Genomic DNA, 23,740 nt, shown 5'->3' on the forward strand with positions numbered 1-23,740 from the left:
GCGTGGCCTCGGGGCGCAGGGCAGGGGGCTTCAGGGTCACGCGTTTTCTCCGGGCCACAGGACTTGTCTCTAAAGAGCGTTCAGTTCGGCGACGAAGTCGTAGGCGTCGCCGCGATAATAGGACTGGGTGACTTCGACCGCGCGCCCGTCCTTCAGGAATCCGCGGCGTTCGATCAGCAGGCCCGCGTCGCGCGGCGCCACGCCCAGCAGCTCGGCCTGCTCGTCGGTGAACAGCACCGCCCGCAGCCGCTGCAGCGCCCGCACCGGGCGATGGCCGGTCTTCTCAAGCGCCTCGTAGAGCGAGGTTTCGACGAAGTCAGGGCTGGGCATGCAGAAGGCCGCCAACGTCGAATACTCCAGCGCCATCGGCGCGCCGTCGGCGAAGCGGATCCGGTTGAAGCGGTAGACCGGCGCGCCGGGCGACAGGCCGAGCGTCAGCGACTCCTCCGGGGTCACCAGGCCCTCGGTGCGCGACAGCCAGGCCGAATGCGGAACCCGCCCGCGGGCGATCATGTCCTCTGTGAACGACGACAGCTTGGAGAAGTTCTTCTCGACCCGGGCGGCGACGAAGGTGCCGGCGCCCTGGCGGCGGACCAGCAGCCCCTCGCTGACCAGCCCGTCCAGCGCCTTGCGGACGGTGATTCTCGACACGCCCAGTTCCTCGGCGAAGTCGCGCTCGGCCGGCAGGGCGTCGTCGGGGCCGAGGACGTGGTTCGCGATCGCCTCGCGCAGCACCTTCTGAAGCTGGCGGTAGAGCGGCGCGTGGTCCTTGGCGTCCAGCTGGCCGATGCGCTCTGAAAAGGTCAAGGGCGTCTCTCCGCGTCGATCGTCGGCCGATCTCTCGCCGGCGTCTCTTGAGACCATTTAGATACCAATATGTACCGAGTGTGCAATTGGTCTCTTTTTGGGCTTGTCAATTTTGTGAAACTGCGCACAAATCGGCTCCGCAAGTCGATGTAACGCCGGTCTTCGCAGGCGAATGCGAAGAATTGGTATCACATTGGGCTCGCATCGGCTCCGGGGGAAGGCCCGGAATTAGGGGAGAAGCCGAGTGAACAAACATCGCAAATCCATTTTGATCGCGTCCGCGAGCCTGTTGGCTGTCGCGTGCGCAGGTCCGGCCCTGGCGCAGGACGCCCAGGTCGACGAGCTGGTCGTCACCGGCATCCGCGCCTCTCTGCAGCAGTCGCTGGAGACCAAGCGCGCCGCTGACGCCATCGTCGACTCGGTCACCGCCGAAGATGTCGGCAAGTTCCCGAACACCAACGTCGCCGAAGCCCTGACCATGGTGCCCGGCGTCACCGTCGACCGCCAGTTCGGCCAGGGTGAAAAGGTCAGCATCCTGGGCACCGATCCGGCGCTGAACCGCACCCTGCTCAACGGCCAGACCGTCGCCTCGGCCGACTGGTTCATCCTCGACTCGCCGGGCCGGACGTTCAACTACGCCCTGCTGGCGCCGCAGATCGTCGGCCGCGTCGATATCTACAAGTCGCCGGAAGCGCGCATCGACGAAGGCAGCATCGGCGGCACCGTCAACGTCATCACCCGCCGCCCGCTCGACATGAAGCCGATGCTGGCCGCCGGCTCGATCGGCTACCTCTATAACGACCGCTCGGAGGAGGGCGACCTCCAAGGCGCCCTGATGGGCAGCTGGAAGAACGAGGCCGAGACGTTCGGCATCGCACTGTCGGTCCAGAAGGCCACCGACCAGCTGCGCCGCGACGGCATCGAGACCTACGGCACGATGGCAGCCTCCAACTGGGCCGGCGGCAACGCCGACAACCCGGTCGACTCGCGCAACTTCGGCTGCACCGGCGCCTGCGCGAGCACGCTGGGCGCCAACCTCAACGCCCGCAGCCCCAACGCCTTCGGCACCTCGTTCTTCGAGCAGGAGCGCGACCGCACCAGCTACACCGCCTCGCTGCAGTTCCGCCCGACGGAAGAGATCGAGCTGGAGTTCAACTGGCTGAAGATTCAGGCCAACTACGACAACCTGAACCAGTCGATGTATGCGTTCCAGGGCAACACTTGGAACAGCCTGGGCGCGCTGACCGCCCTGACCGTGAACAACGGCATCGTCACCTCCGCCAGCTTCCACAACGCTCTCAGCGTGCTGGACGTGCAGTCCCGCGAAGCCGAGATGAACTCCGACACCTATGACTTCCGCGGGAAGTATCAGGGCGACGGCTGGGACCTGTCGGGCGCGGCCGGCTTCTCGAAGGCCGACGGCGGCACCAAGAAGCAGGTGTTCCTCGAGTTCCTCAACTGGGCCGACTACACCGTCGACATCAGCAGCCAGCCGGGCCAGCTGACCTACGCCAACAACGTCCAGGGCAATCCGGCCGCCTTCGCGACCGATCCGGGCTGGAGCGGCAACCTGGTCGAAAAGCCGACCACCGACGAAGAGAAGTACGCCCAGGCCGACTTCGGCATGGATCTCGACGGCGTCATCAAGCGCGTCCAGGTCGGCTACAAGTTCCGTCGCCACGAGACGACGCAGCAGTATGCCGGCATCGCCGTCACCGGCGTCTCGGCCCCTGCCAGCCTGTTCAACCCGAGCGCTGCGCCGGGCAACTATCTCGACGGCTTCAACTCCAACCAGCAGATGAAGAACCGCTTCCGCATCGATGGCGGGGCGATGGTCAGCTACGTCGAGGGCGGCACCTGGCTGGCGCCCGGACGGGCGATGCCGACGCCGTCGATCTTCGCCGCGCCGGAGTTCACCGCCGGCAACTGGGCGATTCAGGAGGACATCAACGCGCTTTACGCGCAGGCCGAGATCGACTCCGGCCAGCTGCGCGGCAACTTCGGCGTCCGCTATGTCTATACCGACGTGGACAGCGCCGGTTACGTCTGCAACCCGGGCTCGCCCTGCGCGGGTCCCGCCGACTGGACCTGGAAGTCCTCGCAGAAGAGCTACGACAACTTCCTGCCCAGCGTGAACCTGGTCTACAGCGTCCGTGACGACCTGCTGCTGCGCTTCGCCGCCGCCCAGGTGATCGCGCGGCCGAACTACGCCGACATGACCAACTTCTTCCAGCTGTCGGACGGCATCCTGATCGGCTCGGGCGGCAACCCGAACCTGGATCCCTACAAGTCCAGCAACTTCAACATGTCGGCGGAGTGGTACTTCCAGCCGCAGGCCATCGTGGCAGTCGAGTTCTTCTATAAGGACATCAGCAACTACATCCTGCAGCAGACCGCGCCGGAGCAGTACTTCAACCAGTCGCAGGGCCGGGTCACGACCTACCAGATCAGCCGTCCGGACAACGCCGGCGCGGCCGACATCAAGGGCGTGTCGATCGCCTACCAGCAGAACTACGCCTACGGCTTCGGTCTGCTCGCCAACTACACCTACGCCGACGGCAACGGCAGCGAAGGCCAGGACCTGCCGTTCAACTCCAAGCACCAGGTCAACATCAGCCCGTTCTACGAGAACGGCCCGATCCAGCTGCGCGCGACCTACACCTGGCGTTCGGAGTACTTCACCGGCGTCGACCGCGGCGACAACATGTACGTCAAGGACTCCGACAACCTCGACATCTCGGGAACCTACAACTTCACCGACAATGTCAGCCTGACCCTGGCCGGGATGAACCTTACCGACGCCGAGTACTACGCCTACGCAAACGTCGAGGCGATGCCGCGCGCGGCTTACCGCACGGGCCGCAAGTACATGGCGACGGTCAGCCTGAGCTTCTGATCCGCGCGCGACCGCGAAGCCCCAACGTGGAAGCAGCTCAGGTCCTGAGCTGCGCCCGCGGCGGACGGGGAGCCCATGCCCGGGAACCCCGTCCGCGCCTTCGCTTCGCGCCTCGGCCGGTACAGGATGCGTCCATGATGACCCGTCGCGCCGAGATTCCCCCGAACCCCGCCTCGTCGAGGCCACTGGGCGGGGCGGCTTGCCGCTCCGCCCTTATTTTGTGCGAGTCCGGCCGATGATCCGTTCTCTTCTCCTGGCCACGGTCGCTGCGGCCGTGCTGGCGACCAGCGCTTCGGCCGCGGCGCCGATCATTCCCGCGCCGTTGTCGGACACCCCGCGCGAGGGCGCGTTCCAGCTCGACGCCCGCACGGTGATCAGCGCGCCGGCGAACGACGCCCAGGCGCTGGCCAGCGCCCGCTACCTGGCCGACCTGCTTGAGCGCAGCCGTGGGCTGAAGCTGGCGATCCGCGCGCCCAAAGCGGGCGAGCGGGCGATCGTTCTCAGCCGCCAGGGCCCCGCGGGCGAGGGCTACAAGCTGGATGTCGAGGGCCAGCGCGTCACCATCGCTTCAGCCGGCGACGCCGGCCTGTTCTACGGCGCAGTCAGCGCCTGGCAGCTGGCGACCGCCGAGCCGGGCAAGGGGCCGGTCTTGCTCCCGGCCCGGCGGATCGACGATGCGCCGCGGTTCGGCTGGCGCGGGGTGATGCTCGACAGCGCCCGTCACTTCCAGAGCGTCGACTATGTGAAGGGCCTGATCGACCGCATGGCCCAGTCCAAGCTCAACACCCTGCACTGGCACCTGACCGACGACCAGGGCTGGCGACTGGAGATCAAGAAGTACCCGAAGCTCACCGAGGTCGGAGCCTGGCGCGTGCCGGCCGGACCGGCGGCCGCCGCCGACATCGATCCCCAGACCGGCAAGCCCCGGGTGATCGGCGGCTTCTACACCCAGGACCAGGTCCGCGAGATCGTCGCCTACGCCGCCGCGCGTCACGTGACCATCGTCCCGGAGATCGAGACGCCGGGCCACGCCCATGCGCCGATCGTCGCCTATCCGGAGCTGGGCTCGGCCGCCACGCCGCCGACAGCCACCTCCTCGGATTGGGGCGTCTTTCCCTATCTCTACAATGTCGATGAACGGACCTTCGCCTTCCTCGACGACGTGCTGACCGAGGTCGTCGCCCTGTTTCCGGGGACCTATGTCCACGTCGGCGGCGACGAAGCGGTGAAGGACCAGTGGAAGACCAATCCCGCCGTCCAGGCGCGGATGAAGGAGCTGCATATCGCCAGCGAGCGCCAGCTGCAGGGCTGGTTCATCTCGCGCGTCGAGCAGATGCTGCACGCCAAGGGCCGCCGCCTGATCGGCTGGGACGAGATCCTCGAGGGCGGGGTCGCCGAAACCGCGACGGTGACGTCCTGGCGCGGGATCGACGGGGCGATCATCGCCGCCAAGCTGGGCCACGACACGATCCTGAGCCCGGAGCCCATGATGTACCTCAACTATCGCCAGAGCGCCGCGCCCGACGAGCCGCCGGGCCGCGGCGGGGTCGTGACGCTCAAGGACGTCTACGACTACGAGCCGATGCCGGCGGCGCTCAATCCCGACGAGCAGCGCCATGTGCTGGGCATGCAGGGCAACATCTGGACTGAGCACGCGCGGACCGAGGAGCGCGTCTCCAAGATGCTGTTCCCGCGCGTCGCCGCCGTCGCCGAGACCGCCTGGTCGCCGGCTGCGGCCAAGGACTGGACCAGCTTCGCCGACCGTCTGCCGGCCGAGCTCGCCCGCTACCGCGCGCTGGGCCTGACCTTCGATGAGACACCGCTCAAGGTGCGCGCCCTCAGCGCGCCCGACCGGCAGGGCGCGCGCGTCGCGCTGCTGGGCGCCGAGCAGATCGGCGAGATCCGCTATACGCTCGACGGTTCGGTTCCGGGCGCCGGCTCCACGCTCTACAGCCAGCCGTTCACCGCGCCGCTGGGGACGCGGGTGCGGGCCCAGGCGTTCCGCGGCGGCCAGCCGCTGGCGGCGGCGTCCGACACCGTCGTCGACGCGCGCAGCGCGCGCTCACGCGCCAGCCAGGAACTGAAGGCCTGCCAAGGCGCGCTGGTGCTGAACCTCGAGGACGACGCTCCGATCCAGGGCGAGCGAGCGCGCTTCCTGGTCGACATCATGAACCCGTGCTGGCTCTACGAGGACGCGGACCTGACCGCGGTCTCGCAGGTCGAGGTCGCGGTCGGCCAGATCCCGTTCAATTTCCAGATCGGCAAGGACATCGAGAAGATCAAGTTCCGCCCGCCGGCCACGGCCGAGGGCGAACTGGAGATCCGCCAGGGTTCCTGTCAGGGCGCGGTGGTCGCGGTCCTGCCGCTGGCGCCGGCGACGCGCTCGCAGGGCGTCTCGGTGCTGAAGGGCAAGATCGCCGGCGTGACGGGGCCGCAGGACCTCTGCTTCACCTTCACCCAGAAAGCCGTTGAGCCGATGTGGGTCGTCGATCGCGTCACCCTGATCGCGGGAGCCGCCAATGGCCGCTGAACTGGTCCTGCTTTCGCCGCTGGACGGCTGGGCCGCGCCGCTGGCCGAGGTTCCCGATCCGGTCTTCGCCCAGGAGATGCTGGGCGACGGCGTCGCCGTCGATCCGACCGGCTCGGTGCTGCACGCGCCGTGCGACGGGGTGGTCATGTCCGTCCATGCGGCCCGCCACGCCGTCAGCCTGCGGGCCGAGGGCGGGGTCGAACTTCTGATGCACGTCGGACTGGACACCGTGACCCTGGGCGGGGCGGGCTTCGACGTGCACGTCGCCGAAGGGCAGGCGGTGCGCGCCGGCGAGCGGCTGATCTCGTTCGACCTCGCCGTGCTGGCCGACCGGGCCAAGAGCCTGATCACCCCGATGATCGTCACCGACGCCGCCGGCCGCACGATCGCCGCGCGGACGACGGGCGCGGCGGTGAAGGTCGGCGACCGCCTGCTGACCCTCTCGGCCCCGCTCGGTGCGGTCGAGGCGTCGGTCGCGGTGGGGCCGGAGCTGACCCGGGCCATCGTGGTGCCGCTGGCCAACGGACTGCATGCGCGGCCGGCCGCGCGGGTCGCCGAACTGGCCAAGCGCTTCCAGGCCGAGGTGTCGCTGATGGCGCTTAACCGGCGCGCCAACGCCCGCAGCCCGGTTGGGATCATGTCGCTGGGCCTGCGCCATGGCGATGCTGCGACCCTGGTCGCCACCGGCCCGGACGCCGCCGCGGCCTTGGAGGCCCTCGCCGAGTTGATCGAGGGCGGGATGGGCGAGGGCGCTCCCGTCCGCAAGCCGGTCGCCGCTGCGCCGGTCGCCGAAAGCACGCCGGCCAAGCGGGCGGGCCTGGCCCGGCTCAAGGGCGTCATGGCCTCGCCAGGCCTGGCGGTAGGCAAGGCCGTGCGGCTGTTCGTCGAGGAGTTGGCGGTGGTCGAGGCCGGCCAGGGGGCGGCGCACGAACGCGCGGCCCTGGACGCCGCCGTCGCCGCCGTCGCCGGCCGCATCGCCCGCCAGGCCGAGAGCGGCGAGGACCAGGCGCGGCGCGCGATCCTGGGCGCGCATGCCGCCTTTCTCGACGACCCGGAGCTGACCGGTCACGCCGCGCGGCTGATCGGCGAGGGCAAGAGCGCGGGCTTCGCCTGGCGCAGCGCCATCGGAGCCTATGTCGAGGCCTTGCGCGGTCTCGGCGACCGGCGCATCGCCGAGCGGGTCGATGATCTGCTGGACCTGGAACGGCGGGTGCTGCTGGTGCTGGCGGGGGAGGAGGACCGCGGGCCCGACCTGCCGCCTGGCGCCATCCTGCTGGCCGAGGAACTGCTACCCTCGCAGCTGATGGGCCTGGACGCCGGCCGGCTGGCCGGGATCTGCACCGCCAAGGGCGGCCCGACCTCGCATGTCGCCATCCTGGCCGCCTCGATGGGCGTGCCGGCGGTGGTCGCGGCCGGGGCGGGCGTGGCGGTGATCAACGAGGGGACCAGCATGATCCTCGACGCCGACGCCGGCCTGCTGCACGTGGCGCCCGACGCCAAGGCGCTGGCGACGGCGCAGACCACGCTCGCGCTGCGGGCCGAACGCCGAGCCGCCGCCCGGCTCGCCTCGCGCGAGGACTGCCGGATGGCCGACGGCACACGGATCAAGGTCTATGCGAACCTCGGCTCGGTCGCCGACGCCGAGGCGGCGGAGGCCGCCGGGGCCGAGGGCTGCGGCCTGCTGCGCACCGAGTTCCTGTTCCTCGAGCGCGAGCGCGCCCCCGACGAGGACGAGCAGGCCGAGCGCTACGGCGCCATCGCCGCGGCCATGGGCGGGCGGCCGCTGATCATCCGCCTGCTCGATGTCGGCGGTGACAAGACAGCGAGCTATCTACCTATCGGGCCTGAAGAAAATCCGGCGCTGGGAGTGCGCGGAGTGCGCGTGCTGATGCGCCGTCCGCAGGTCCTGAAGACCCAACTGCGCGCCATCCTGCGCGGCGCGCCGCACGCCAAGATCATGGTCCCGATGGTCGCCAGCCTGTCGGAGCTGCGGGCCGTGCGCGCGGCCCTGGACGAGGCCCGGCGCGAGATGGGTCGGGTCGGGCGCTCCGACCTCGGGGTGATGATCGAGACCCCCGCCGCGGCGGCGATCGCCGACATGCTGGCCGCCGAGGCCGACTTCCTGTCGGTGGGCACCAACGACCTGACCCAGTACGCCCTGGCCATGGACCGCGGCAATCCGGACCTGGCCGGCGAGATCGACGCCCTGCACCCGGCGGTGCTGCGGATGATCGCCCAGGCCAGTGAGGGCGGCCGCAAGCACGCGCTGTGGACCGGCGTCTGCGGCGGCCTGGCCGGCGATCTGGCGGCCGCGCCCATCCTGATCGGCCTGGGGGTCAGCGAGCTTTCCATGCCCTCGGCGGCGATCCCAGAGGCCAAGGCCCTGATCCGCACCCTGTCGCCGCAGGCGTGCGCGGACCTCGCCCGCAAGGCGCTGGACCAGCCGTCGGCCGAGGCGGTGCGGGCCCTGTCGAACACCTTCCTGACCGGAGAAGCCTGATGGCCTCGCCCCTTGAAGCGCTGCAATCCCTGGGACGGGCGCTGATGCTGCCCATCGCCGTGCTGCCGGCCGCCGGCCTGCTGCTGCGGCTGGGTCAGCCCGATCTGCTCGACGTGCCGTTCATGGCGGCGGCGGGCGAGGCGATCTTCGCCAATCTCGGCCTGCTGTTCGCCGCCGGCGTAGCGGTGGGGCTGGCGCGGGACAACAACGGCGCGGCCGGCCTGGCCGGGGTGGTCTGCTTCCTGATCGCCACGCGCGGCGCCGAGGTGCTGCTGCACGTGCCGGCCGAAGCGTTGAAGGGCATGAGCGGCGACGCCGTCGCCCTGGCCACGGCGGCCTTCAAGCAGAAGGCGATCGCCAAGGTCTCAGTGCCGATCGGCATACTCTCGGGCCTGATCGGGGGGCAGTTCTACAATCGGTTCTCGAACGTCAAGCTACCGGAATATCTCGCCTTTTTTGGAGGTCGGCGGTTCGTGCCGATCGTCGCCGGGCTGGCCGGGCTGGGGCTGGGCGCGCTGGTCGGCTTCACCTACGAGGGCCTGAACGCCGGCATGGACGCCGCCAGCCGCGGCATCGTCGGCTCGGGCGAGGCGGGGCTGTTCATCTACGGCGTGTTGAACCGGGCGCTGATCGTCACCGGCCTCCACCACATCCTCAACAACATCGCCTGGTTCATCGTCGGGGACTTCCACGGCGCGACGGGGGACCTCAACCGGTTCTTCGCCGGCGATCCGAGCGCCGGAGCCTTCATGGCCGGGTTCTTCCCGGTGATGATGTTCGGCCTGCCGGCGGCGTGCCTGGCGATGTACCATGCCGCCCCCGCGCACCGGCGCAAGGCGGTCGGCGGGATGCTCGCCTCGATGGCGCTGACCACCTTCCTGACCGGGGTGACCGAGCCGATCGAGTTCAGCTTCATGTTCCTGGCGCCGGTGCTCTACGCGATCCACGCGCTGCTGACCGGGCTGTCGTTCATCGTCATGAGCCTGCTCGACGTGAAGCTGGGCTTCGGGTTTTCGGCCGGGTTCTTCGACTATGCGCTGAACTTCGGAAAGGCCACCAACCCATTGTATTTGCTGCCGATCGGGGCGGCCTACTTCGCGCTCTATTACGGCGTCTTCCGCTGGGCGATCGCGCGCTTCGACCTCAAGACCCCCGGCCGCGAGGCCGAGCCGACGGCGGCCGAGGCCAGGCCCCTGAGCGGCCAGCGCGGCGAGGATTTCGTCGCCGCGCTCGGCGGGGCGGCCAACCTGATCGGGGTCGACGCCTGCACCACGCGGCTGCGGCTGGTGGTGGCCGACCAGGGCGCGGTCGACGAGGCGGCGCTGAAGGCCCTGGGCTCGCGCGGCATGGTGCGGCCCTCGGACAAGGCGCTGCAGGTGGTGCTGGGCCCGATCGCCGACCAGGTGGCGGGCGAGATCCGCGCGGCGATCGCCGGCGGCCGAGGCCTTGCCGCGCCAGCGGTTGCAGCGCCGGCGGCGGCGTTCGACGTCGGCCCGTGGGTGGCCGGCCTGGGCGGGGCGGGCAATGTGATCGAGGCGGGGCTGAAGGCCGGCCGGGTCTGCGTGCGGCTGGTCGATCCGGCGGCGCTGGACGAGGCGGCGTTGACCGCCCGCGGAGCGCGCGGCGTCGCCCGGCTGGCGGATGGAAGCGTGCAGATCCTGCTGCGTCCAGCCTAGGCTAGCGGCAGGTTTCGGCGCCCGGCCTTGCAGGAACGCTCACGATAGGGGCTGGAAAGGCGCGGTTCAGCGCGCCGAGCGCACGCCTATCGTCACGATCGGCAGGTTTGCGCCCTGCAACCTGCCGATGCCGGTCAGAGCAGGTGGCGCAGCCACGGCTCGGCGCTCCAAGACGGCATCGCCGACAGCGAGACGCGGCGCCCCTCGACGTGGACCTCGACCGGGTAGCCGTCGTGCTCGAAACGCCGCGCGTGGGCGATGGCCGCCGCGTCGTCGTCGCAAGGGGCTGTGCGCGTGCAGAACCGCTCGCCGAGATGATTGACCAGGGAAAAGGAATAGACGCGCATGCGACCCCGATCGCCGCGGCTGCGGCGCATGATCGGGGGAGACGTCAATCCTACCTCCGGGCCCAGGCAGCGGCAAGGTGTTGACATCATGCGTGCTGATTTCACAGGGCGTCCGGGGGCGCGTCGGCGTCGGTCCGGACCGGCGCCGGCAGGTGGCCCCTGGCCTCGTGGCGGGCGAGCGCGCCAGGGTCGCGCTTGTCGACCGGCTGTCCGCAGTGGGCGCAGATATGGAAATGGCGGGCGTCGTCGATCGGCTCGTGATCCTGACGACCGATGTGGTGGAGTTCCCTCGGCATGGGATCGACCTGAAGCGAGCGGCCTGGGGCGGCCGGGGAGCGATGGTCCCATCATAGCAGAACGCGGGGGACGGGGAGGGGCGAGCTGCGGGCCTCGGGCCTGTCCCTGCGGCACGCATCAGGACTGGCGCAGGCTCGCCAAGCGCGCCAAGAGAGCCGTTCGCAACCGTTCCCCGAGGTCAGCCTTGCCGTCCGCCGCCCAACGTCCGCGCATCACCGTCTTTTCCCTGGGCGGCACGATCTCCATGGAGGGGCCCGCCGGCTCGGGCGTGGTCCCCAAGCTGGACGCCAATGATCTGCTGGCCGGGATCCCGCAGCTGGCGGCCGTGGCGCAGGTCACCGGCGAGAGCGTCTCCAAGGCGGCCAGCGTCGAGCTGGGCTTCGCCGACGTCGCCACCCTGGCCGAGCGCATCGCCGCCGCCGTCGCGGGCGGGGCGGACGGGGTGGTCGTCACCCAGGGCACCGACACGCTGGAGGAGACGGCCTATCTGCTCGACCTGCTGCTCGACCTGGACGAGCCGGTGGTGGTGACCGGGGCGATGCGCGACCCGACCAAGCCCGGCGCCGACGGCCCGGCCAACCTGGCCGCCGCGATCCGGGTGGCTGCCAGCCCGGCCGCCCGCGGCCTCGGCGTGGTGGCGGTGATGAACGACGAGGTGCACGCCGCGCGGTTCGTCGCCAAGCGCCACACGCACAAGACCTCGGCCTTCGGCTCGGGGACGATCGGCCCGCTCGGCTGGGTGATCGAGGACCGGGTGCGGATCGCCCTGCGGCCCGCCCAGCGCACGCCGACGATCGCCTGGAAGGGGCCGCCGCCGCGGGTGATCCTGCTGCCGATGGTGTTCGGCGGCGATGCGCAGGCCCTGCGCGACCTGACCCGCGAGCCGGTGGCCGGAATGGTGGTCGAGGCGGTGGGCGGCGGCCACGTGCCCTCGGCCATGGTCGAGCCGCTGGCGCAGCTGGCCGCGACCGCGCCGGTGGTGCTCGCCTCGCGCACCGGCGGCGGGGAGACGCTCGATAAGACCTATGGCTATGCGGGCGGCGAGATCGACCTGCTGGGCCGCGGCCTGATCGGCGCGGGCCTGCTGGACGCGCGCAAGGCGCGGCTGCTGCTCAGTCTGCTGCTGGGGGCCGGCGCGACGCGCGAGGAGATCTCCGCGGCCTTCGCGCGTGCCAGCGCCTAGGGCGTCTGGCGCAGTTCCAGCGCCAGGCCGAGGGCCAGGAAGGCGAGCAGGGCGACCATGAGCGCGGCGCGTCCAAGCCATCCGTGACGCACGCCGATGCGCCCGCGCGCCGAAAGGCGTTCCTTACCCGACATGCTTCCCCCCAGCGCGACTGCGCTGAGGACAGAGATAGCCGATCTACCGTTCCGCGCAATGATCGCGCATGACGTGTAGGCTTTGGAGTGGGCCAACCTAGCCGCGGGCGCCCCGGCGAGGCGCGGCGGGGCGCACGACCTAGCACGGGGGAGCAGTTCGGCGACTTATTCCTGACGCCAAAGGCGGAGCGGGCTGTGAAGCGCGCCTGATATGGCACAAGCGCAATCTCTATGGTTAAGCTGGGGGCATCAGAGCGCTTGGGGAGGCCGGGTGTGCTTGCGGCCTTGGGGTTACTGCCTGGCGCGAGCCACTCGTTCTAAGAACGCGGCAAAGTACAAAAATAGACACGGGCTAGACCGCTACATCCCGACCGATGTGAAGCGTGAGGTGCGCCAACCGATGGTTTGGCGGACTTAACTGCTCACACCCGGTCGAAACCGCTTTCAGGCCACGGTCTGCGAACTAGCCCATGGCGCTTGTTGCCCTCGCGCTCGGCCAGCACGTAGTTCAGGAAGTCCTGGCTGACCTCGCCGCCGTCGCCCATGACTTTGATGGTGTACGAGGTCCCATCGTAGGCGCCCGTGCGCGCGAACATCAGATAGCCCCACCAGCGGGCTTCATGTTCGGTGATCGAGTGCTCCGCATGGGCCGCCTGCAGGCCAGCGATGGTCTCGGCCGGCATGTCCGTCATGATCGCGCGAAGTTCGTCGCCAGTGTGCTGCTTCATGGTTCGAGGTGATAGCCGCTCTGCTCTTCGATTCGCGAGCCGCGCCCGATGGTCGCTCCATGCGTCCGTATGGCCGCAGCGTTTTTTGGACGCGTTCACGCCGGAACGAGATTTCGATTTCGATGTCGAGGAGTGTGGTCAACCCCCAGTCCTGTGCTGGACTGGGGGTTGATGGTGCCGCCGGGCAGGATTGAACTGCCGACCTCAGCCTTACCAAGGATGCGCTCTACCACTGAGCTACGGCGGCGACGAGGCGGGGGCTATAGCCAAACCCTGGGCCGGTGGAAAGCCCCAATATGCAGAAACTGCTCTTGACCTGTGGAGCGTCTCGCCGCACCCCCGGTTTCGATGGGAAAAGACGACAAAACCCCCGCAAACGAACGCGAAGCCAAGCTGGCGGCGGCGCTGCGCGCCAACCTGCGCCGGCGCAAGGCGGCCCCGAAACCGACCGAAAAGCCGGCGCCGAACCCGGACGATTCGGACAAGGTGTCGTGATGCGGCGCCCGCTTTTCGGCGCCGCAGCAGCGCGATAGATAGCGCCCAAAGGGCCGAGCGGCGCGGTGATCGCGCCCTGGGGCCCGCCGAGGGACACGATTGGATCGCATCGCCATCACCGGCGGCGCACGGCTGATGGGCGAGATCCCGATCAGCGGCGCCAAGAATTCCGCCATCAAGCTGATGGCGGCCAGTCTGCTTACCGACGAACCGCTGCGCCTGACCAACATGCCCCGCCTGGCCGACACCCGCCTGCTGGCGCGGCTGCTGCGCCGGCTTGGGACCGAGGTGGTCGAGCAGGAGGGCGAGGACGGGCCGGAAACGGTGCTGCACACCCGCGAGATCGTCAGCGCGCTGGCCCCCTACGACCTGGTCCGCCAGATGCGGGCCTCGTTCAACGTGCTGGGGCCGCTGATCGCGCGCACCGGCCACGCCAAGGTCTCGCTGCCCGGCGGCTGCACCATCGGGGCGCGGCCGGTCGACCTGCACCTGGAGGCGCTGCGCGCGCTGGGCGCCTCGATCGACCTGCATGAGGGCTATGTCTACGCCCAGGCCCCGCGCGGCCTGACCGGAGCGGAGATCGTCTTTCCGTTCGTCTCGGTCGGGGCGACCGAGCACGCCATGCTGGCCGCGGTGCTGGCCAAGGGCGAGACGGTGCTGAAGAACGCGGCCTGCGAGCCCGAGCTGGGCGACCTAGCCGACTGCCTGAACGCCATGGGCGCGAAGGTCTCGGGGGCGGGGACCTCGACCATCGTCATCGAGGGCGTGCCGCGGCTGCACGGCGCGACCCATTCGGTGATTCCCGACCGCATTGAGACCGGCACCTACGCCCTGGCCGCGGCGATGGCCGGCGGCGAGGTGCGGCTGACCCGGACGCGCAGCGACTTCATCGACGCCCTGTTGGTCAAGATGGAGGAGGCGGGCGTCGAGGTCGAACGCCACGCCGACGGCATGACCATCCGCCGCAACGGGACGCGGTTGAAGGCGGTGGAAATCGAAACCGACCCCTATCCGGGCTTTGCTACCGACCTGCAGGCGCAGTTCATGGCGCTGATGACGCTGGCCGACGGCGAAAGCGTGATCAAGGAGACCATCTTCGAGAACCGCTTCATGCACGCCCCGGAGCTGTCGCGGCTGGGCGCCGAGATTTCGGTGCATGGCGGCGAGGCGCGGGTGCGCGGGATCGAGGCGCTGGACGGCGCCCCGGTGATGGCCACCGACCTGCGCGCCTCGGTCAGCCTGGTGATCGCCGCCCTGGCCGCGCGTGGGGAAACCATGGTCAGCCGCGTCTACCATCTGGACAGAGGCTTCGAGCGGCTGGAAGAAAAGCTCAGCGCCTGTGGCGCGAACGTCCGCCGGATCGTCGGCGGCGGCGAGCCTGAGGATTGAGATGACGCGCGTTGCCCCGCTGAGGCTGCTGGCCGAAGACGCCGAGGACCTGAAGGTGATCGCCGCGGCCTTGCAGGACGCCGTCGGCAAGATCGGCGACATCTCGTATGAACCGGGGGCCCAGCGCCTGACCCTGGCGCTCAACCGCTATCGCTGGGAAGCCAAGGGCTCCGAGCGGGTGCGCGCGGCGCTGCAGGTGGGCTCGGTGCAGGCGGTCCAGGCCCGCAAGCTGCGGCGCAACGCCAAGGACGCGGTGGTCGAACTGCTGGACGTCGGCTTCGAGCCGGGCGAGGCCCCGGGCGGGGCGGTGACCTTCACCTTCGCCGGCGGCGGCGACCTGAGGGCGCAGGTGGAATGCCTGGACGTAGTGCTGGCCGATGTCAGCGCCCCCTGGGCGACGCCGCGGACGCCGAAGCACGAGGATTAGGGACTATTCGCTCGTCCCGGCGAAGGCCGGGATTCAAGCCGCGCTTCGGCCTGGCCGGAGCAAGGCTAGCGTGTCTGCGATTCCGCCTGGGTCCCGGCCTGCGCCGGGATGAGCGTGGGTTGGAGGCGCCAGCCCTAGCGCCATCAGGCCCTGGCGTTTAAAGAGCGCGGCATGCGCCGCTTCTCCTTCTCCGAGCCCGGCTTCGAAGCCGCTTTCGCCGCCTTTATCGACGAGCGTCGCGAGACGCCGGAGGAAGTCGACGCCGCCGTGCGCGACGTGCTGGCCGCGGTGCGGGCGCAGGGGATGGAGGCGCTGCTGCGCTTCGCCCGGCAGTTCGACAAGGTCGAGATCGACGAGAGCAACATCCGGGTCTCGGCGCAGGAGATCGAGGAGGGCGCGGCCCAGTGCCCGGCCCAGGTGCGCGAGGCCATCGCCTTCGCCGCCGCGCGGATCGGCGCCTATCACGCCCGCCAGCGTCCGGCCGACCAGGCGTTCACCGACGAGGCCGGGGTCGAGCTGGGCTGGCGCTGGACGCCGCTGGAGGCGGTGGGGATCTATGTGCCCGGCGGCCGCGCGGCCTATCCCTCGACCGTGCTGATGAACGCGGTGCCGGCCAAGGTGGCCGGCGTCGAGCGCATCGCGATGGTGACCCCGCCCGGAAGGCTGCAGCCGGCGGTGCTGGCGGCGGCCAAGGAAGCCGGCGTCACCGAGATCTGGCGCGTGGGCGGGGCGCAGGCGGTGGCCGCGCTGGCCTATGGCGCCGGGCCGATCAAGCCGGTCGACAAGATCGTCGGGCCGGGCAACGCCTATGTCACCGCCGCCAAGCGGCGGGTCTACGGCACGGTGGGCATCGACGCCCTGGCCGGGCCCTCGGAGATCGTGGTGGTGGCCGACGGCGCCAACCGCGCCGACTGGATCGCCGCCGACCTGCTGAGCCAGGCCGAGCATGACCCGGCCGCGCAATCGATCCTGATTACCGACGACGAAGCCTTCGCCGCCGCGGTCGAAGCCGAGGTGCAGGCGCAACTGGCGACCCTGACCACGGGCGAGGACGCCGCGGCCTCGTGGCGCGACCACGGGGCGGTGGTGATCGCCCCGCTGGACGAGGCGCCGCGCCTGGTCGATTTGATCGCGCCCGAGCACGTCGAGTTCGCGATGGAGAACCCCGAGCGGCTGTCGGACCGCGTGCGCCACGCCGGAGCGATCTTCCTCGGCCGAGTGACGCCCGAGGCGATCGGCGACTATGTCGCCGGCTCCAACCACGTGCTGCCGACCAGCCGGGCGGCGCGGTTCTCGTCGGGGCTGTCGCTGTACGACTTCATCAAGCGCACCTCGATCGTGAAGTGCGACGCCGCCTCGTTCGCGGTTCTGGGGCCGCACACCGTGGCGCTGGCCGAATCCGAGGGGCTGCCGGCGCACGCCCGTTCGGCGGCGATCCGACTGGGGCAGTAAATTTCGCCTCGGTGTCGAAGCTGAACAGTTCCTGTCAATTCCGTCCCGGAGGCCGTTCAGGTAGCGCCCTCTAGGGTCTCCTTCATCGGGGCCGCAGCGGCCCCCAAGAGATGAAAGACGGAGACCCGCAATGCGCAACCTGATCAACCGCAAGCTGGCTGTCGCCGCCCTGTCCGGCGTGATCGCGGCGGGCGCGGTCGGAACCGCCAACGCCCAGCAATACCGCACGCCGACCGGCGGCGGGCCGGGCTCGATCGTCAGCTGCGACGCCCAGGGCAACAAGCAGGTCGGCGGCGCGCTGATCGGCGCCCTTCTGGGCGCGGCGGCCGGTTCGAACCTGGCCAAGAACGACCGCGGCACCGGCACCGCCATCGGCGCCGTGGCCGGCGCGGCCACCGGCTCGTACGTCGGCTGCAAGATGCAGCGCGACGAGGCGGCCCGCGGCGGCTACGCCTACCAGGGCGGCGGGTCGTACCGCCCGGCGACCTACACCCAGAACGGCTATCGCCTGAACGGCGACATCGCCCCGGCCAACTTCCAGCGTGACGGCGGCGCGTTCGTCGCCAACTCGACCCTGAACCTGCGCGCCGCCCCGACCACCGGCTCGGCCCGGGTCGGCTCGCTGCGGGCCGGCGAGGGCTTCCAGGCCCTGGCCCGCGTGCGCGGCAGCGAGTGGATCCTGGTCGGCCAGAACGGCGTCGGCGTCGGTTATGTCCACGGCGCCTATGTCCGCCCGGCCGGCGGCTACCAGTACGCCCGCTACTAAAAAGCGGGCAAAAATGGAGAGCACTGACGCCCGGCGGCCACGCCGGGCGTCTTTTCTTGTGTGCGAGCGGGCAAGATCGCACGCGGCAGGATGACGTTAGGGGTTGGTTTGCAATAAAGCTCCGGGCAAGCCTCTCCCGCAGCGCCATGGCCGACGAAGACCGTACCAAGCATCGACTGCAGTCTGTCGAGATCGACGAGGAGTCCCTCGCCGCGGTTTCGCGCGACCAGGAGCAGGAACGGCAGATCGCGATCTTCGACCTGCTGGAAGAGAACTATTTCTATCCGGACGGCGCCGAGAGCGGCCCCTACGACCTGCGCATGGGGCTGATGGAGAACCGGCTGGTGCTGGACGTCCACGGCCCGGCCTACGAGAAGCGCCATATCCTGTCGCTGTCGCCGTTCCGCGGGCTGATCAAAGACTACTTCATGATCTGCGAGAGCTATTACCAGGCGATCCGCAACTCCTCGCCCCAGCAGATCGAGGCGCTGGATATGGGCCGGCGGGGGCTGCACAACGAGGCCTCCGAACTGCTGCGCACGCGGCTGGCGGGCAAGATCGAGACCGATCTCGACACCTCGCGCCGGCTGTTCACGCTGATCTGCGCGCTGCACTGGCGAGGCTAGGGGTGGCGTCAGTTCGATCACGCGCGCCGCTGCCGGGCGCGGTCCTGTTCGCGTGCAACTTCAACCGCGTGCGCTCGCCGATGGCCGAGGCGCTGCTGAAGCGGGCGCTGGGCGACCGGGTCTATGTCGACAGCTGCGGCCTCAAGCTCGAGCCGACCGAGGCGGGCGAGGGGGCCGATCCCTTCGTACGCTCGGTGATGGAGGAGATCTCCGTCGACCTGGCCAGCCATGCGCCCAAGACCTTCGACGAGCTGGAGGACGCCTCGTTCGATCTGGTGATCTCGCTTACCCCCGAGGCCCAGCACCGGGCGGTGGAGATGACCCGCGGCCGCGCCGCCGAGATCGAGTACTGGCCGACATTTGACCCGACCCTGGCCGAAGGATCGCGCGAGGCGCGGCTGGCCGCCTATCGCGAGGTGCGCGACCACCTGGCCAAGCGGATCGCCGAACGCTTCCCGCGCTAGCCTTCTGGGCGCTGAGGGCGTAAAGGCCTCTGCGCTACAATTGGATTGCACGCCACGGCTCGCGCCGCGACACACTGCGCGAGCCGTTTGCGATTCGAAGACACCACTTGGGAGCCTGCATGGCGAAAGAAGAACTTTTGGAGTTTCCGGGCGTGGTCAGCGAAGTCCTGCCCAACGCGACCTTCCGCGTGAAGCTCGAGAACGACCACGAGATCATCGCCCACACCGCCGGCAAGATGCGCAAGAACCGCATCCGCGTTTCGGCCGGGGACAAGGTGCTGGTCGAGATGACGCCCTATGACCTGACCAAGGGCCGCATCACCTTCCGCGTCCGCTAGGCCGCTTGGCCACGCCGCCCCTTCAGCGCCTGGTGCTGGCTTCAGCAAGTCCCAGGCGGCTGGATCTCCTGCGCCAGGTCGGGCTCGAGCCCGCCGAGATCATCGCCGCGGAGATCGACGAGACCCCGCTCAAAGACGAGACCCCGCGCCGCACGGCGCTGCGCCTCGCGGTCGCCAAGGCCGCGACGGTGGCCGGCGTGCGCCCGGATGATTTCGTGCTGGCCGCCGACACGGTGGTGGCGGTCGGGACCCGCATCCTGCCCAAGGTGGAGACCCGCGAGGAGGGCCGCCGCTGCCTGGAGCTGCTGTCGGGCCGCGCCCACAAGGTGCTGACCGGCGTGGCCGCGCACGGCCCCGGCGGCAAGACCGCCAGCCGGCTGGTCGAGACCCGGCTGCACTTCAAGCGTCTGACGCCCGGCGAGATCGAGGCCTATCTCGACGGCGGCGAAGGCGTCGGCAAGGCCGGCGGCTATGGCGTCCAGGGCCATGCGGGCGCCTTCGTGATGTCGATCCAGGGCTCCTACCCGGCGGTGGTCGGGCTGCCGCTCTATGAGACCCTGAACCTTCTGCGCGGCGTGGGATTTACGGCGGCATGAACGAGCGGACCCTCTTTCTGGATCGAGGGATCGGCGAGAGCCGCGGGGTGGTGCTGCTGGACGGCGCGCCCGAGCGGCTGCTGATCGAGCGCGACGGCGACGACGCCCGCACCCGGCTGGGCGCGCGGCACGTGGCGCGGGTCCGCAAGGTCGAGCCGGCCTTCGCCTCGGCCTTCGTCGACCTGGGCGGGGTCGAGGCGCTGCTGTCGTTCAAGCCGGACGCGCGGCCGGTCGAAGGCGCCGCGCTGGAGGTCGAGATCCGCAGCGAGCCGCGCGACGGCAAGCTGGCCACGGTGCGCGTTATCGGCCCGGCGCAGGGCGCGCCGAAGCTGCTGAGCCCCGCGCCGAGCCTGGCCGATCAACTGGCCGCCTTCGCGCGCGACGCCGAGATCGTGGAAGGCCGTGAGGCGCGCCAGGCGGCCGACGAAGCGCAGGACGAGGCGCTGCAGACCATTCACAAGCTGCCCGGCGGCGGCGACATCGCCATCGAGCCGACGCGGGCGCTGGTCGCCATCGACGTCGACATCGGCGAGCGCAAGGGCAACGACGTCAAGCGCGTGACCCGCGCGGCCAACCACGCGGCGCTGGCGCACGGCGCGCGGCTGCTGCGGCTGAAGGGGCTGGGCGGGATCGTGGTGTTCGACCTGGTCGGGCGCGGCCATGACGGCAACGCGCTGCTGACCGCCGCGCGCGCGGCCTTCGGTCCCGACAATCCCGGCGTGGCGATCGGCCCGGTCGGGCGTTTCGGCACCATGGAAATGACCATTCCGCGGCGGACCGCGCCGCTGAGCGACATCCTCTGCAACGCCGGCGGGGGCTTGAGCGACCGGACCCTGGCGCTGCGGCTGATCCGGGCGATCGAGACCGAGGCCGCCAGCCAGCCGGGCGCGCGCCTGGAAGCCCGCTGCCACCCGGCGACAGCCAAGGCGGCCGGCCCCTATGCCGAGCGGCTGGCCGGCAAGATCGGCGCGCGCTTCACGATCACCCCGCAGGACGGCGCTGCCCGCACCCGGATCGAGGTGAGGGCGCTATGAGCGCGCCCTGTCCGATCTGCGGCAAGCCTGCGCAGCAGGAGTACCGGCCGTTCTGCTCCAAGCGCTGCGCGGACGTCGACCTGCAGCGCTGGCTGAGCGGCCGCTACGCCATTCCCTCGACCGACGACGAGGCGGAAGGCGATGGAAGTGAAGAAGACTGAATCCGCCGCTGGACAGGCGCGAACGCCTCTTCTATAGACGCGGCTCCCGCGCAGGCGGGACCTTGCTTCGCCCTCCGATCCGATCGGAACGGCCCGGCGCCTGGGTAGCTCAGTTGGTAGAGCAGCGGATTGAAAATCCGCGTGTCGGTGGTTCGAATCCGCCCCCAGGCACCATCTTCTTCTCGACATTCGATGGCTAAGCGACGTGCGGCGAAGCGGTCGTGGACTTTCGCGCGTGCGCCTGCGATTTGACGGCGCAGACGGCGGCCGGGGCAGGCCGCCCGGGCAGACAGGACGATTTCGATGACCGCCAACAACCGCGTGGCTCTTTCCAGCGACCATGCCGCCATCGAGCTGCGGCAGGCGATCGCCGCCCACATCGCGGCCCACGGCTGGGAGCCGGTCGACATCGGCCCGACGAGCCCCGAGAGCACCCATTATCCGCAGCACGGCCAGGCCGCCGCGCAGCTGGTCGCCTCGGGCGACTGCCGGCTTGGGATCATCCTCTGCGGCACCGGCCAGGGCATCATGATGGCCGCCAACAAGGTCAAGGGCGTCCGCTGTGGGGTGTGCTCCGACACCTTCTCGGCCCGCATGATCCGCCAGCACAACGACGCCAACATGCTGTCGATCGGCGCGCGGGTGGTCGGCGAGGGCCTGGCGCTCGATATCGTCGACGCCTTCCTGAGCGCCGAGTTCGAGGGCGGCCGTCACGCGACGCGCGTGGAGATGATCGAGGCCCTGGAGGGGTAGGGGGCCGCTTGCGGATAGACCTCCTCGACCTGCTGGCGGACCGGGAGATTGTCCATCCCACCCGGATCAGCGCCGTCACGTGGGCCGGGAGCGAACTGGTCCTGAGCCTGACCGGCTGGCGCTGGTGGGAGCAGGCGCACGCCGATCGCCGAGCGGAGGGCACCATCCGGTTCGTGTTCGGCGGCGTCGCAGACGGGACGCTGCACCCGGGGGTCATGGACGACGACGAGGCGCTTGAGGACTTCGCGATCCGGCCGATCACGGACGTGCCGTGGGCGCAGCCCGCGGACTGGTCCATCTACTGTTCAGCGGCGCTTCCCGACCCAATGGCGATCTATGTCGGCCTGCACGACTTCCTGGCGCGCGAGGGGGCGTTCTATACGCCCGCGGACTTCCTGAACGGCGCGGCGGAAATCTCGCGCTTCATCGCGATCACGCAAGCGCCTGGATTCATGCTGGGGAGCGGACCGGAATGCGTGCGGGCGCTGCTGTGCGCCGAGCTGGAACGGCAAGGCGTTCGGTTCAGCGTCATTCACACAATGCGCGACGTTGAGAGCCGGCTGCTGGTTCGCCTCGGCGGCTCGTCCTTCGTCTGCGATACGGCCGTCGCGGAGTTCGAGGCCGCGGCGGGCTGAGGTTCAGCTCGGCTGCGTCAGTCGAGATAGGCCGCCAGCGGTCCCCACGCCTCCAGCTTGCGCGCGAACCGGAGCGTGTGGGCCGGGCTGCTGGAGGGCAGGGGGATGAGGGCGAGGTCGGGGCGGCCGGCCAGGATCTTCACGCCGAGCCTGGCGGACGCGCCGCCGTTGAAGGCGACGGCGCGCAAGGCCGGCAGGCGCTCGCAGAGCTCGGGCAGGGCGTTGGGCTGGTGATCGCGGATCGCCGTGTCGAGGCTGCCGGGGCGGACGGCCGAGCCGACCACGTCCCAGAGACCGACGCCGGCCGCCAGCAGCACCTCCAGCCGCTCGCCATAGGGCAGGGAGAGCAGCGGCGCGCCGGTCACCGCCTGCATCAGGCGCCAGAACTGGTTCTGCGGGTTGGCGTAGTACTGGGCGGCGGCCAGCGACTTCTCGCCGGGCAGGCTGCCGAGCACCAGCAGCCGCGTCCGCGCGTCGGCCACGGGGGCGAAGGAGGCCTTGCGGCCAGCGTCGGCGGCGGAGCTCATCGCCGAGACTGTGCCCCAGGGGCGCGGCGTCGGCCAGAGGCCGCGGCGCGACGGGGCGGGCGATCCGGTCGAGGTTCGATTCTACGCCGCCGCGGGCGGCGCGCGCGAAGTGGGGCCGCCGCGGCCATTTCGGCCGGGAATTCTCCCATTTGGCGGGCGCGAACCGGGTTTCCTTTTCCACAATGGGCCAGTCGCGGCGGTTATGGGGGCGATTTCGCCCTTCGAGGCGTTCGGAGCCCGCGCGGCTCAGCCATGGCGCCGGGGACACGCCCGCCACGTCTTTGGCCAGCAATTGCCGAACGTTGGTTGACTCGGGGGGCTCGGACTCTCATGTCCCCGGCGCGACAGTTCGATGACCGAATTTCGGGCTGGCCGGCGCCGAAAGGGCAGGCTGCCAGCGGTTATTTTGAGATCAGCGTTCCGCGACGGTTGCTGCATTGCAGCATAAAACCGCCGCCAAAAATGGAAAATCGCCGCGCTTTACTTGGCTGGGCCGTTGTGCGTCGCAGCAATGCGCGTCTCCCCCAAGACTTCTCGGGGTCGCACCCCTCTGCATGGCCTCTTGACGCTTGGAATAGGGGTTGCCAAAGGACCCCTGCCGCACGTCTAACATTGCGGTAAGATTTCGGGTTCCCCTCGGGTAGCTCGATTTCGCTCCCGTATCCGAACGCCCGGTTTCACGCAGGTGGAAGACGGCGCCAGGGTCGGGCGCAGCGAAGCGGCTCTCGCGCTTTGGCTGGGTGACCAGGCAGGGCGACGGGCTATTTAGTTAGGGTGGGAGACGCTCTCGCGCGACGACCCTTCGGTCCAAACGTGCTAGACCAATCAGGAACTGGCGACAGATGCTCGACAATAAACGAAAGACCCCTTTCATCGCTCTCATCGGCGCCGTCGCGCTGATGGCGAGCGCGCCGGCGTTCGCGCAGGACGCCGCCGCTCCGGCTGCTCCGGCCGCCGCCGACGCCGCGGCCGCCCCGGC

General features: G+C 69.9%; 24 protein-coding genes and 2 tRNA genes. 19 read left to right on the forward strand and 7 right to left on the reverse strand.

The genetic code is table 11. From position 1 onward, the window contains the following. Window positions 1–69: 69 nt before the first annotated feature. Window positions 70–807 (reverse strand): GntR family transcriptional regulator, encoded by a 738-nt coding sequence (locus OUA97_RS12590; RefSeq protein WP_267232245.1) that lies wholly within the window; start codon window positions 805–807, stop codon window positions 70–72. 289 nt (window positions 808–1,096) lie between these two features. Here OUA97_RS12590 and OUA97_RS12595 point away from each other — a divergent pair, with 289 nt between their 5' ends. The 4 genes from OUA97_RS12595 to nagE all read left to right on the forward strand — a co-directional run bounded on the left by OUA97_RS12595 (window position 1,097) and on the right by nagE (window position 10,409). Continuing rightward, window positions 1,097–3,703, forward strand: a complete 2,607-nt coding sequence (locus OUA97_RS12595) for a TonB-dependent receptor (RefSeq protein WP_267232246.1) — start codon at window positions 1,097–1,099, stop codon at window positions 3,701–3,703. A 235-nt stretch (window positions 3,704–3,938) separates the two neighbouring features. After that, window positions 3,939–6,233: a family 20 glycosylhydrolase gene (locus tag OUA97_RS12600; RefSeq protein WP_267232247.1), complete on the forward strand. Its 2,295-nt coding sequence runs from the start codon at window positions 3,939–3,941 to the stop codon at window positions 6,231–6,233. Then, window positions 6,223–8,733, forward strand: a complete 2,511-nt coding sequence (ptsP, locus tag OUA97_RS12605) for a phosphoenolpyruvate--protein phosphotransferase (RefSeq protein ID WP_267232248.1) — start codon at window positions 6,223–6,225, stop codon at window positions 8,731–8,733. Before OUA97_RS12600 ends, ptsP begins: the two co-directional genes overlap by 11 nt. Then, window positions 8,733–10,409, forward strand: a complete 1,677-nt coding sequence (gene nagE, locus OUA97_RS12610) for an N-acetylglucosamine-specific PTS transporter subunit IIBC (protein WP_267232249.1) — start codon at window positions 8,733–8,735, stop codon at window positions 10,407–10,409. The genes ptsP and nagE overlap by 1 nt, the downstream gene beginning before the upstream one ends. Before the next feature lie 134 nt (window positions 10,410–10,543). Here the strand turns inward: nagE and OUA97_RS12615 are convergent, their stop codons facing one another. Further along, on the reverse strand, window positions 10,544–10,804 hold the full coding sequence (locus OUA97_RS12615; protein ID WP_267232250.1) for a hypothetical protein: 261 nt from the start codon (window positions 10,802–10,804) through the stop codon (window positions 10,544–10,546). 53 nt (window positions 10,805–10,857) lie between these two features. After that, window positions 10,858–11,052 carry a hypothetical protein gene (locus OUA97_RS12620; RefSeq protein ID WP_267232251.1) on the reverse strand — a complete coding sequence of 65 codons (195 nt, stop codon included), beginning with the start codon at window positions 11,050–11,052 and terminating at the stop codon, window positions 10,858–10,860. Window positions 11,053–11,237: 185 nt separating this feature from the next. Here OUA97_RS12620 and OUA97_RS12625 point away from each other — a divergent pair, with 185 nt between their 5' ends. After that, complete coding sequence (locus OUA97_RS12625) at window positions 11,238–12,236, forward strand: asparaginase (RefSeq protein WP_267232252.1); 999 nt, start codon at window positions 11,238–11,240, stop codon at window positions 12,234–12,236. On the opposite strand, the gene OUA97_RS12630 is transcribed toward OUA97_RS12625, so the two are convergent. The 3 genes from OUA97_RS12630 to OUA97_RS12640 form a co-directional block, all read right to left on the reverse strand. Beyond that, entirely contained in the window at window positions 12,233–12,370 is a 138-nt protein-coding gene (locus tag OUA97_RS12630) for a hypothetical protein (protein ID WP_267232253.1), read from the reverse strand. The genes OUA97_RS12625 and OUA97_RS12630 overlap by 4 nt on opposite strands. Before the next feature lie 422 nt (window positions 12,371–12,792). Beyond that, window positions 12,793–13,098, reverse strand: a complete 306-nt coding sequence (locus tag OUA97_RS12635) for a hypothetical protein (protein ID WP_267232254.1) — start codon at window positions 13,096–13,098, stop codon at window positions 12,793–12,795. 172 nt (window positions 13,099–13,270) lie between these two features. Beyond that, a tRNA-Thr gene (locus OUA97_RS12640) sits at window positions 13,271–13,345 on the reverse strand. 71 nt (window positions 13,346–13,416) lie between these two features. On the opposite strand from OUA97_RS12640, the gene OUA97_RS12645 reads away from it, so the two are divergent. From OUA97_RS12645 to OUA97_RS12710, 14 genes are all read left to right on the forward strand, one after another. After that, complete coding sequence (locus OUA97_RS12645; protein WP_267232255.1) at window positions 13,417–13,593, forward strand: hypothetical protein; 177 nt, start codon at window positions 13,417–13,419, stop codon at window positions 13,591–13,593. A gap of 99 nt (window positions 13,594–13,692) precedes the next feature. Then, entirely contained in the window at window positions 13,693–14,982 is a 1,290-nt protein-coding gene (gene murA, locus OUA97_RS12650; protein ID WP_267232256.1) for a UDP-N-acetylglucosamine 1-carboxyvinyltransferase, read from the forward strand. Between the two features lies 1 nt (window position 14,983). Next, window positions 14,984–15,409 carry a DUF2948 family protein gene (locus OUA97_RS12655; RefSeq protein ID WP_267232257.1) on the forward strand — a complete coding sequence of 142 codons (426 nt, stop codon included), beginning with the start codon at window positions 14,984–14,986 and terminating at the stop codon, window positions 15,407–15,409. 171 nt (window positions 15,410–15,580) lie between these two features. Further along, window positions 15,581–16,861 (forward strand): histidinol dehydrogenase, encoded by a 1,281-nt coding sequence (gene hisD / locus OUA97_RS12660; RefSeq protein WP_267232258.1) that lies wholly within the window; start codon window positions 15,581–15,583, stop codon window positions 16,859–16,861. Between the two features lie 130 nt (window positions 16,862–16,991). Next, the gene (locus OUA97_RS12665; protein ID WP_267232259.1) at window positions 16,992–17,627 is read left to right on the forward strand and encodes an SH3 domain-containing protein; all 636 of its coding nucleotides are present in this window, start codon (window positions 16,992–16,994) and stop codon (window positions 17,625–17,627) included. 146 nt (window positions 17,628–17,773) lie between these two features. Continuing rightward, window positions 17,774–18,253, forward strand: a complete 480-nt coding sequence (locus tag OUA97_RS12670; protein WP_267232260.1) for a UPF0262 family protein — start codon at window positions 17,774–17,776, stop codon at window positions 18,251–18,253. Between the two features lie 2 nt (window positions 18,254–18,255). Then, window positions 18,256–18,717, forward strand: coding sequence for a low molecular weight phosphatase family protein (locus OUA97_RS12675; protein ID WP_267232261.1), 462 nt, complete (start codon window positions 18,256–18,258; stop codon window positions 18,715–18,717). A gap of 119 nt (window positions 18,718–18,836) precedes the next feature. After that, on the forward strand, window positions 18,837–19,055 hold the full coding sequence (gene infA, locus OUA97_RS12680) for a translation initiation factor IF-1 (RefSeq protein WP_012522747.1): 219 nt from the start codon (window positions 18,837–18,839) through the stop codon (window positions 19,053–19,055). Between the two features lie 5 nt (window positions 19,056–19,060). After that, the gene (locus OUA97_RS12685) at window positions 19,061–19,651 is read left to right on the forward strand and encodes a Maf family protein (RefSeq protein ID WP_267232262.1); all 591 of its coding nucleotides are present in this window, start codon (window positions 19,061–19,063) and stop codon (window positions 19,649–19,651) included. Beyond that, complete coding sequence (locus OUA97_RS12690; RefSeq protein ID WP_267232263.1) at window positions 19,648–20,685, forward strand: ribonuclease E/G; 1,038 nt, start codon at window positions 19,648–19,650, stop codon at window positions 20,683–20,685. Before OUA97_RS12685 ends, OUA97_RS12690 begins: the two co-directional genes overlap by 4 nt. Beyond that, window positions 20,682–20,846, forward strand: coding sequence for a DNA gyrase inhibitor YacG (gene yacG, locus OUA97_RS12695; RefSeq protein WP_267232264.1), 165 nt, complete (start codon window positions 20,682–20,684; stop codon window positions 20,844–20,846). Before OUA97_RS12690 ends, yacG begins: the two co-directional genes overlap by 4 nt. A 98-nt stretch (window positions 20,847–20,944) precedes the next feature. Continuing rightward, a tRNA-Phe gene (locus tag OUA97_RS12700) sits at window positions 20,945–21,020 on the forward strand. Window positions 21,021–21,149: 129 nt separating this feature from the next. After that, window positions 21,150–21,599, forward strand: a complete 450-nt coding sequence (gene rpiB / locus OUA97_RS12705; RefSeq protein WP_267232265.1) for a ribose 5-phosphate isomerase B — start codon at window positions 21,150–21,152, stop codon at window positions 21,597–21,599. An 8-nt stretch (window positions 21,600–21,607) separates the two neighbouring features. Beyond that, window positions 21,608–22,234: a hypothetical protein gene (locus OUA97_RS12710; RefSeq protein WP_267232266.1), complete on the forward strand. Its 627-nt coding sequence runs from the start codon at window positions 21,608–21,610 to the stop codon at window positions 22,232–22,234. Window positions 22,235–22,251: 17 nt separating this feature from the next. Here OUA97_RS12710 and OUA97_RS12715 read toward each other — a convergent pair whose 3' ends face one another. Further along, the gene (locus tag OUA97_RS12715) at window positions 22,252–22,761 is read right to left on the reverse strand and encodes a DNA-deoxyinosine glycosylase (protein WP_267232267.1); all 510 of its coding nucleotides are present in this window, start codon (window positions 22,759–22,761) and stop codon (window positions 22,252–22,254) included. Window positions 22,762–23,740: the final 979 nt, after the last annotated feature.

It is taken from the genome of Phenylobacterium sp. 58.2.17 (assembly GCF_026411515.1).
GTDB lineage: Bacteria > Pseudomonadota > Alphaproteobacteria > Caulobacterales > Caulobacteraceae > Phenylobacterium.

Excerpts from the sequence above, each read along its gene's own strand:
- OUA97_RS12600 (WP_267232247.1), top strand. The coding sequence starts at position 3,939 with ATGATCCGTTCTCTTCTCCTGGCCACGGTCGCTGCGGCCGTGCTGGCG.
- ptsP (WP_267232248.1), top strand. The coding sequence starts at position 6,223 with ATGGCCGCTGAACTGGTCCTGCTTTCGCCGCTGGACGGCTGGGCCGCG.
- nagE (WP_267232249.1), top strand. The coding sequence starts at position 8,733 with ATGGCCTCGCCCCTTGAAGCGCTGCAATCCCTGGGACGGGCGCTGATG.
- OUA97_RS12620 (WP_267232251.1), bottom strand. The coding sequence starts at position 11,052 with ATGCCGAGGGAACTCCACCACATCGGTCGTCAGGATCACGAGCCGATC.
- OUA97_RS12630 (WP_267232253.1), bottom strand. The coding sequence starts at position 12,370 with ATGTCGGGTAAGGAACGCCTTTCGGCGCGCGGGCGCATCGGCGTGCGT.
- OUA97_RS12635 (WP_267232254.1), bottom strand. The coding sequence starts at position 13,098 with ATGAAGCAGCACACTGGCGACGAACTTCGCGCGATCATGACGGACATG.
- OUA97_RS12655 (WP_267232257.1), top strand. The coding sequence starts at position 14,984 with ATGACGCGCGTTGCCCCGCTGAGGCTGCTGGCCGAAGACGCCGAGGAC.
- hisD (WP_267232258.1), top strand. The coding sequence starts at position 15,581 with ATGCGCCGCTTCTCCTTCTCCGAGCCCGGCTTCGAAGCCGCTTTCGCC.
- OUA97_RS12665 (WP_267232259.1), top strand. The coding sequence starts at position 16,992 with ATGCGCAACCTGATCAACCGCAAGCTGGCTGTCGCCGCCCTGTCCGGC.
- OUA97_RS12670 (WP_267232260.1), top strand. The coding sequence starts at position 17,774 with ATGGCCGACGAAGACCGTACCAAGCATCGACTGCAGTCTGTCGAGATC.
- infA (WP_012522747.1), top strand. The coding sequence starts at position 18,837 with ATGGCGAAAGAAGAACTTTTGGAGTTTCCGGGCGTGGTCAGCGAAGTC.
- OUA97_RS12690 (WP_267232263.1), top strand. The coding sequence starts at position 19,648 with ATGAACGAGCGGACCCTCTTTCTGGATCGAGGGATCGGCGAGAGCCGC.
- yacG (WP_267232264.1), top strand. The coding sequence starts at position 20,682 with ATGAGCGCGCCCTGTCCGATCTGCGGCAAGCCTGCGCAGCAGGAGTAC.
- rpiB (WP_267232265.1), top strand. The coding sequence starts at position 21,150 with ATGACCGCCAACAACCGCGTGGCTCTTTCCAGCGACCATGCCGCCATC.
- OUA97_RS12715 (WP_267232267.1), bottom strand. The coding sequence starts at position 22,761 with ATGAGCTCCGCCGCCGACGCTGGCCGCAAGGCCTCCTTCGCCCCCGTG.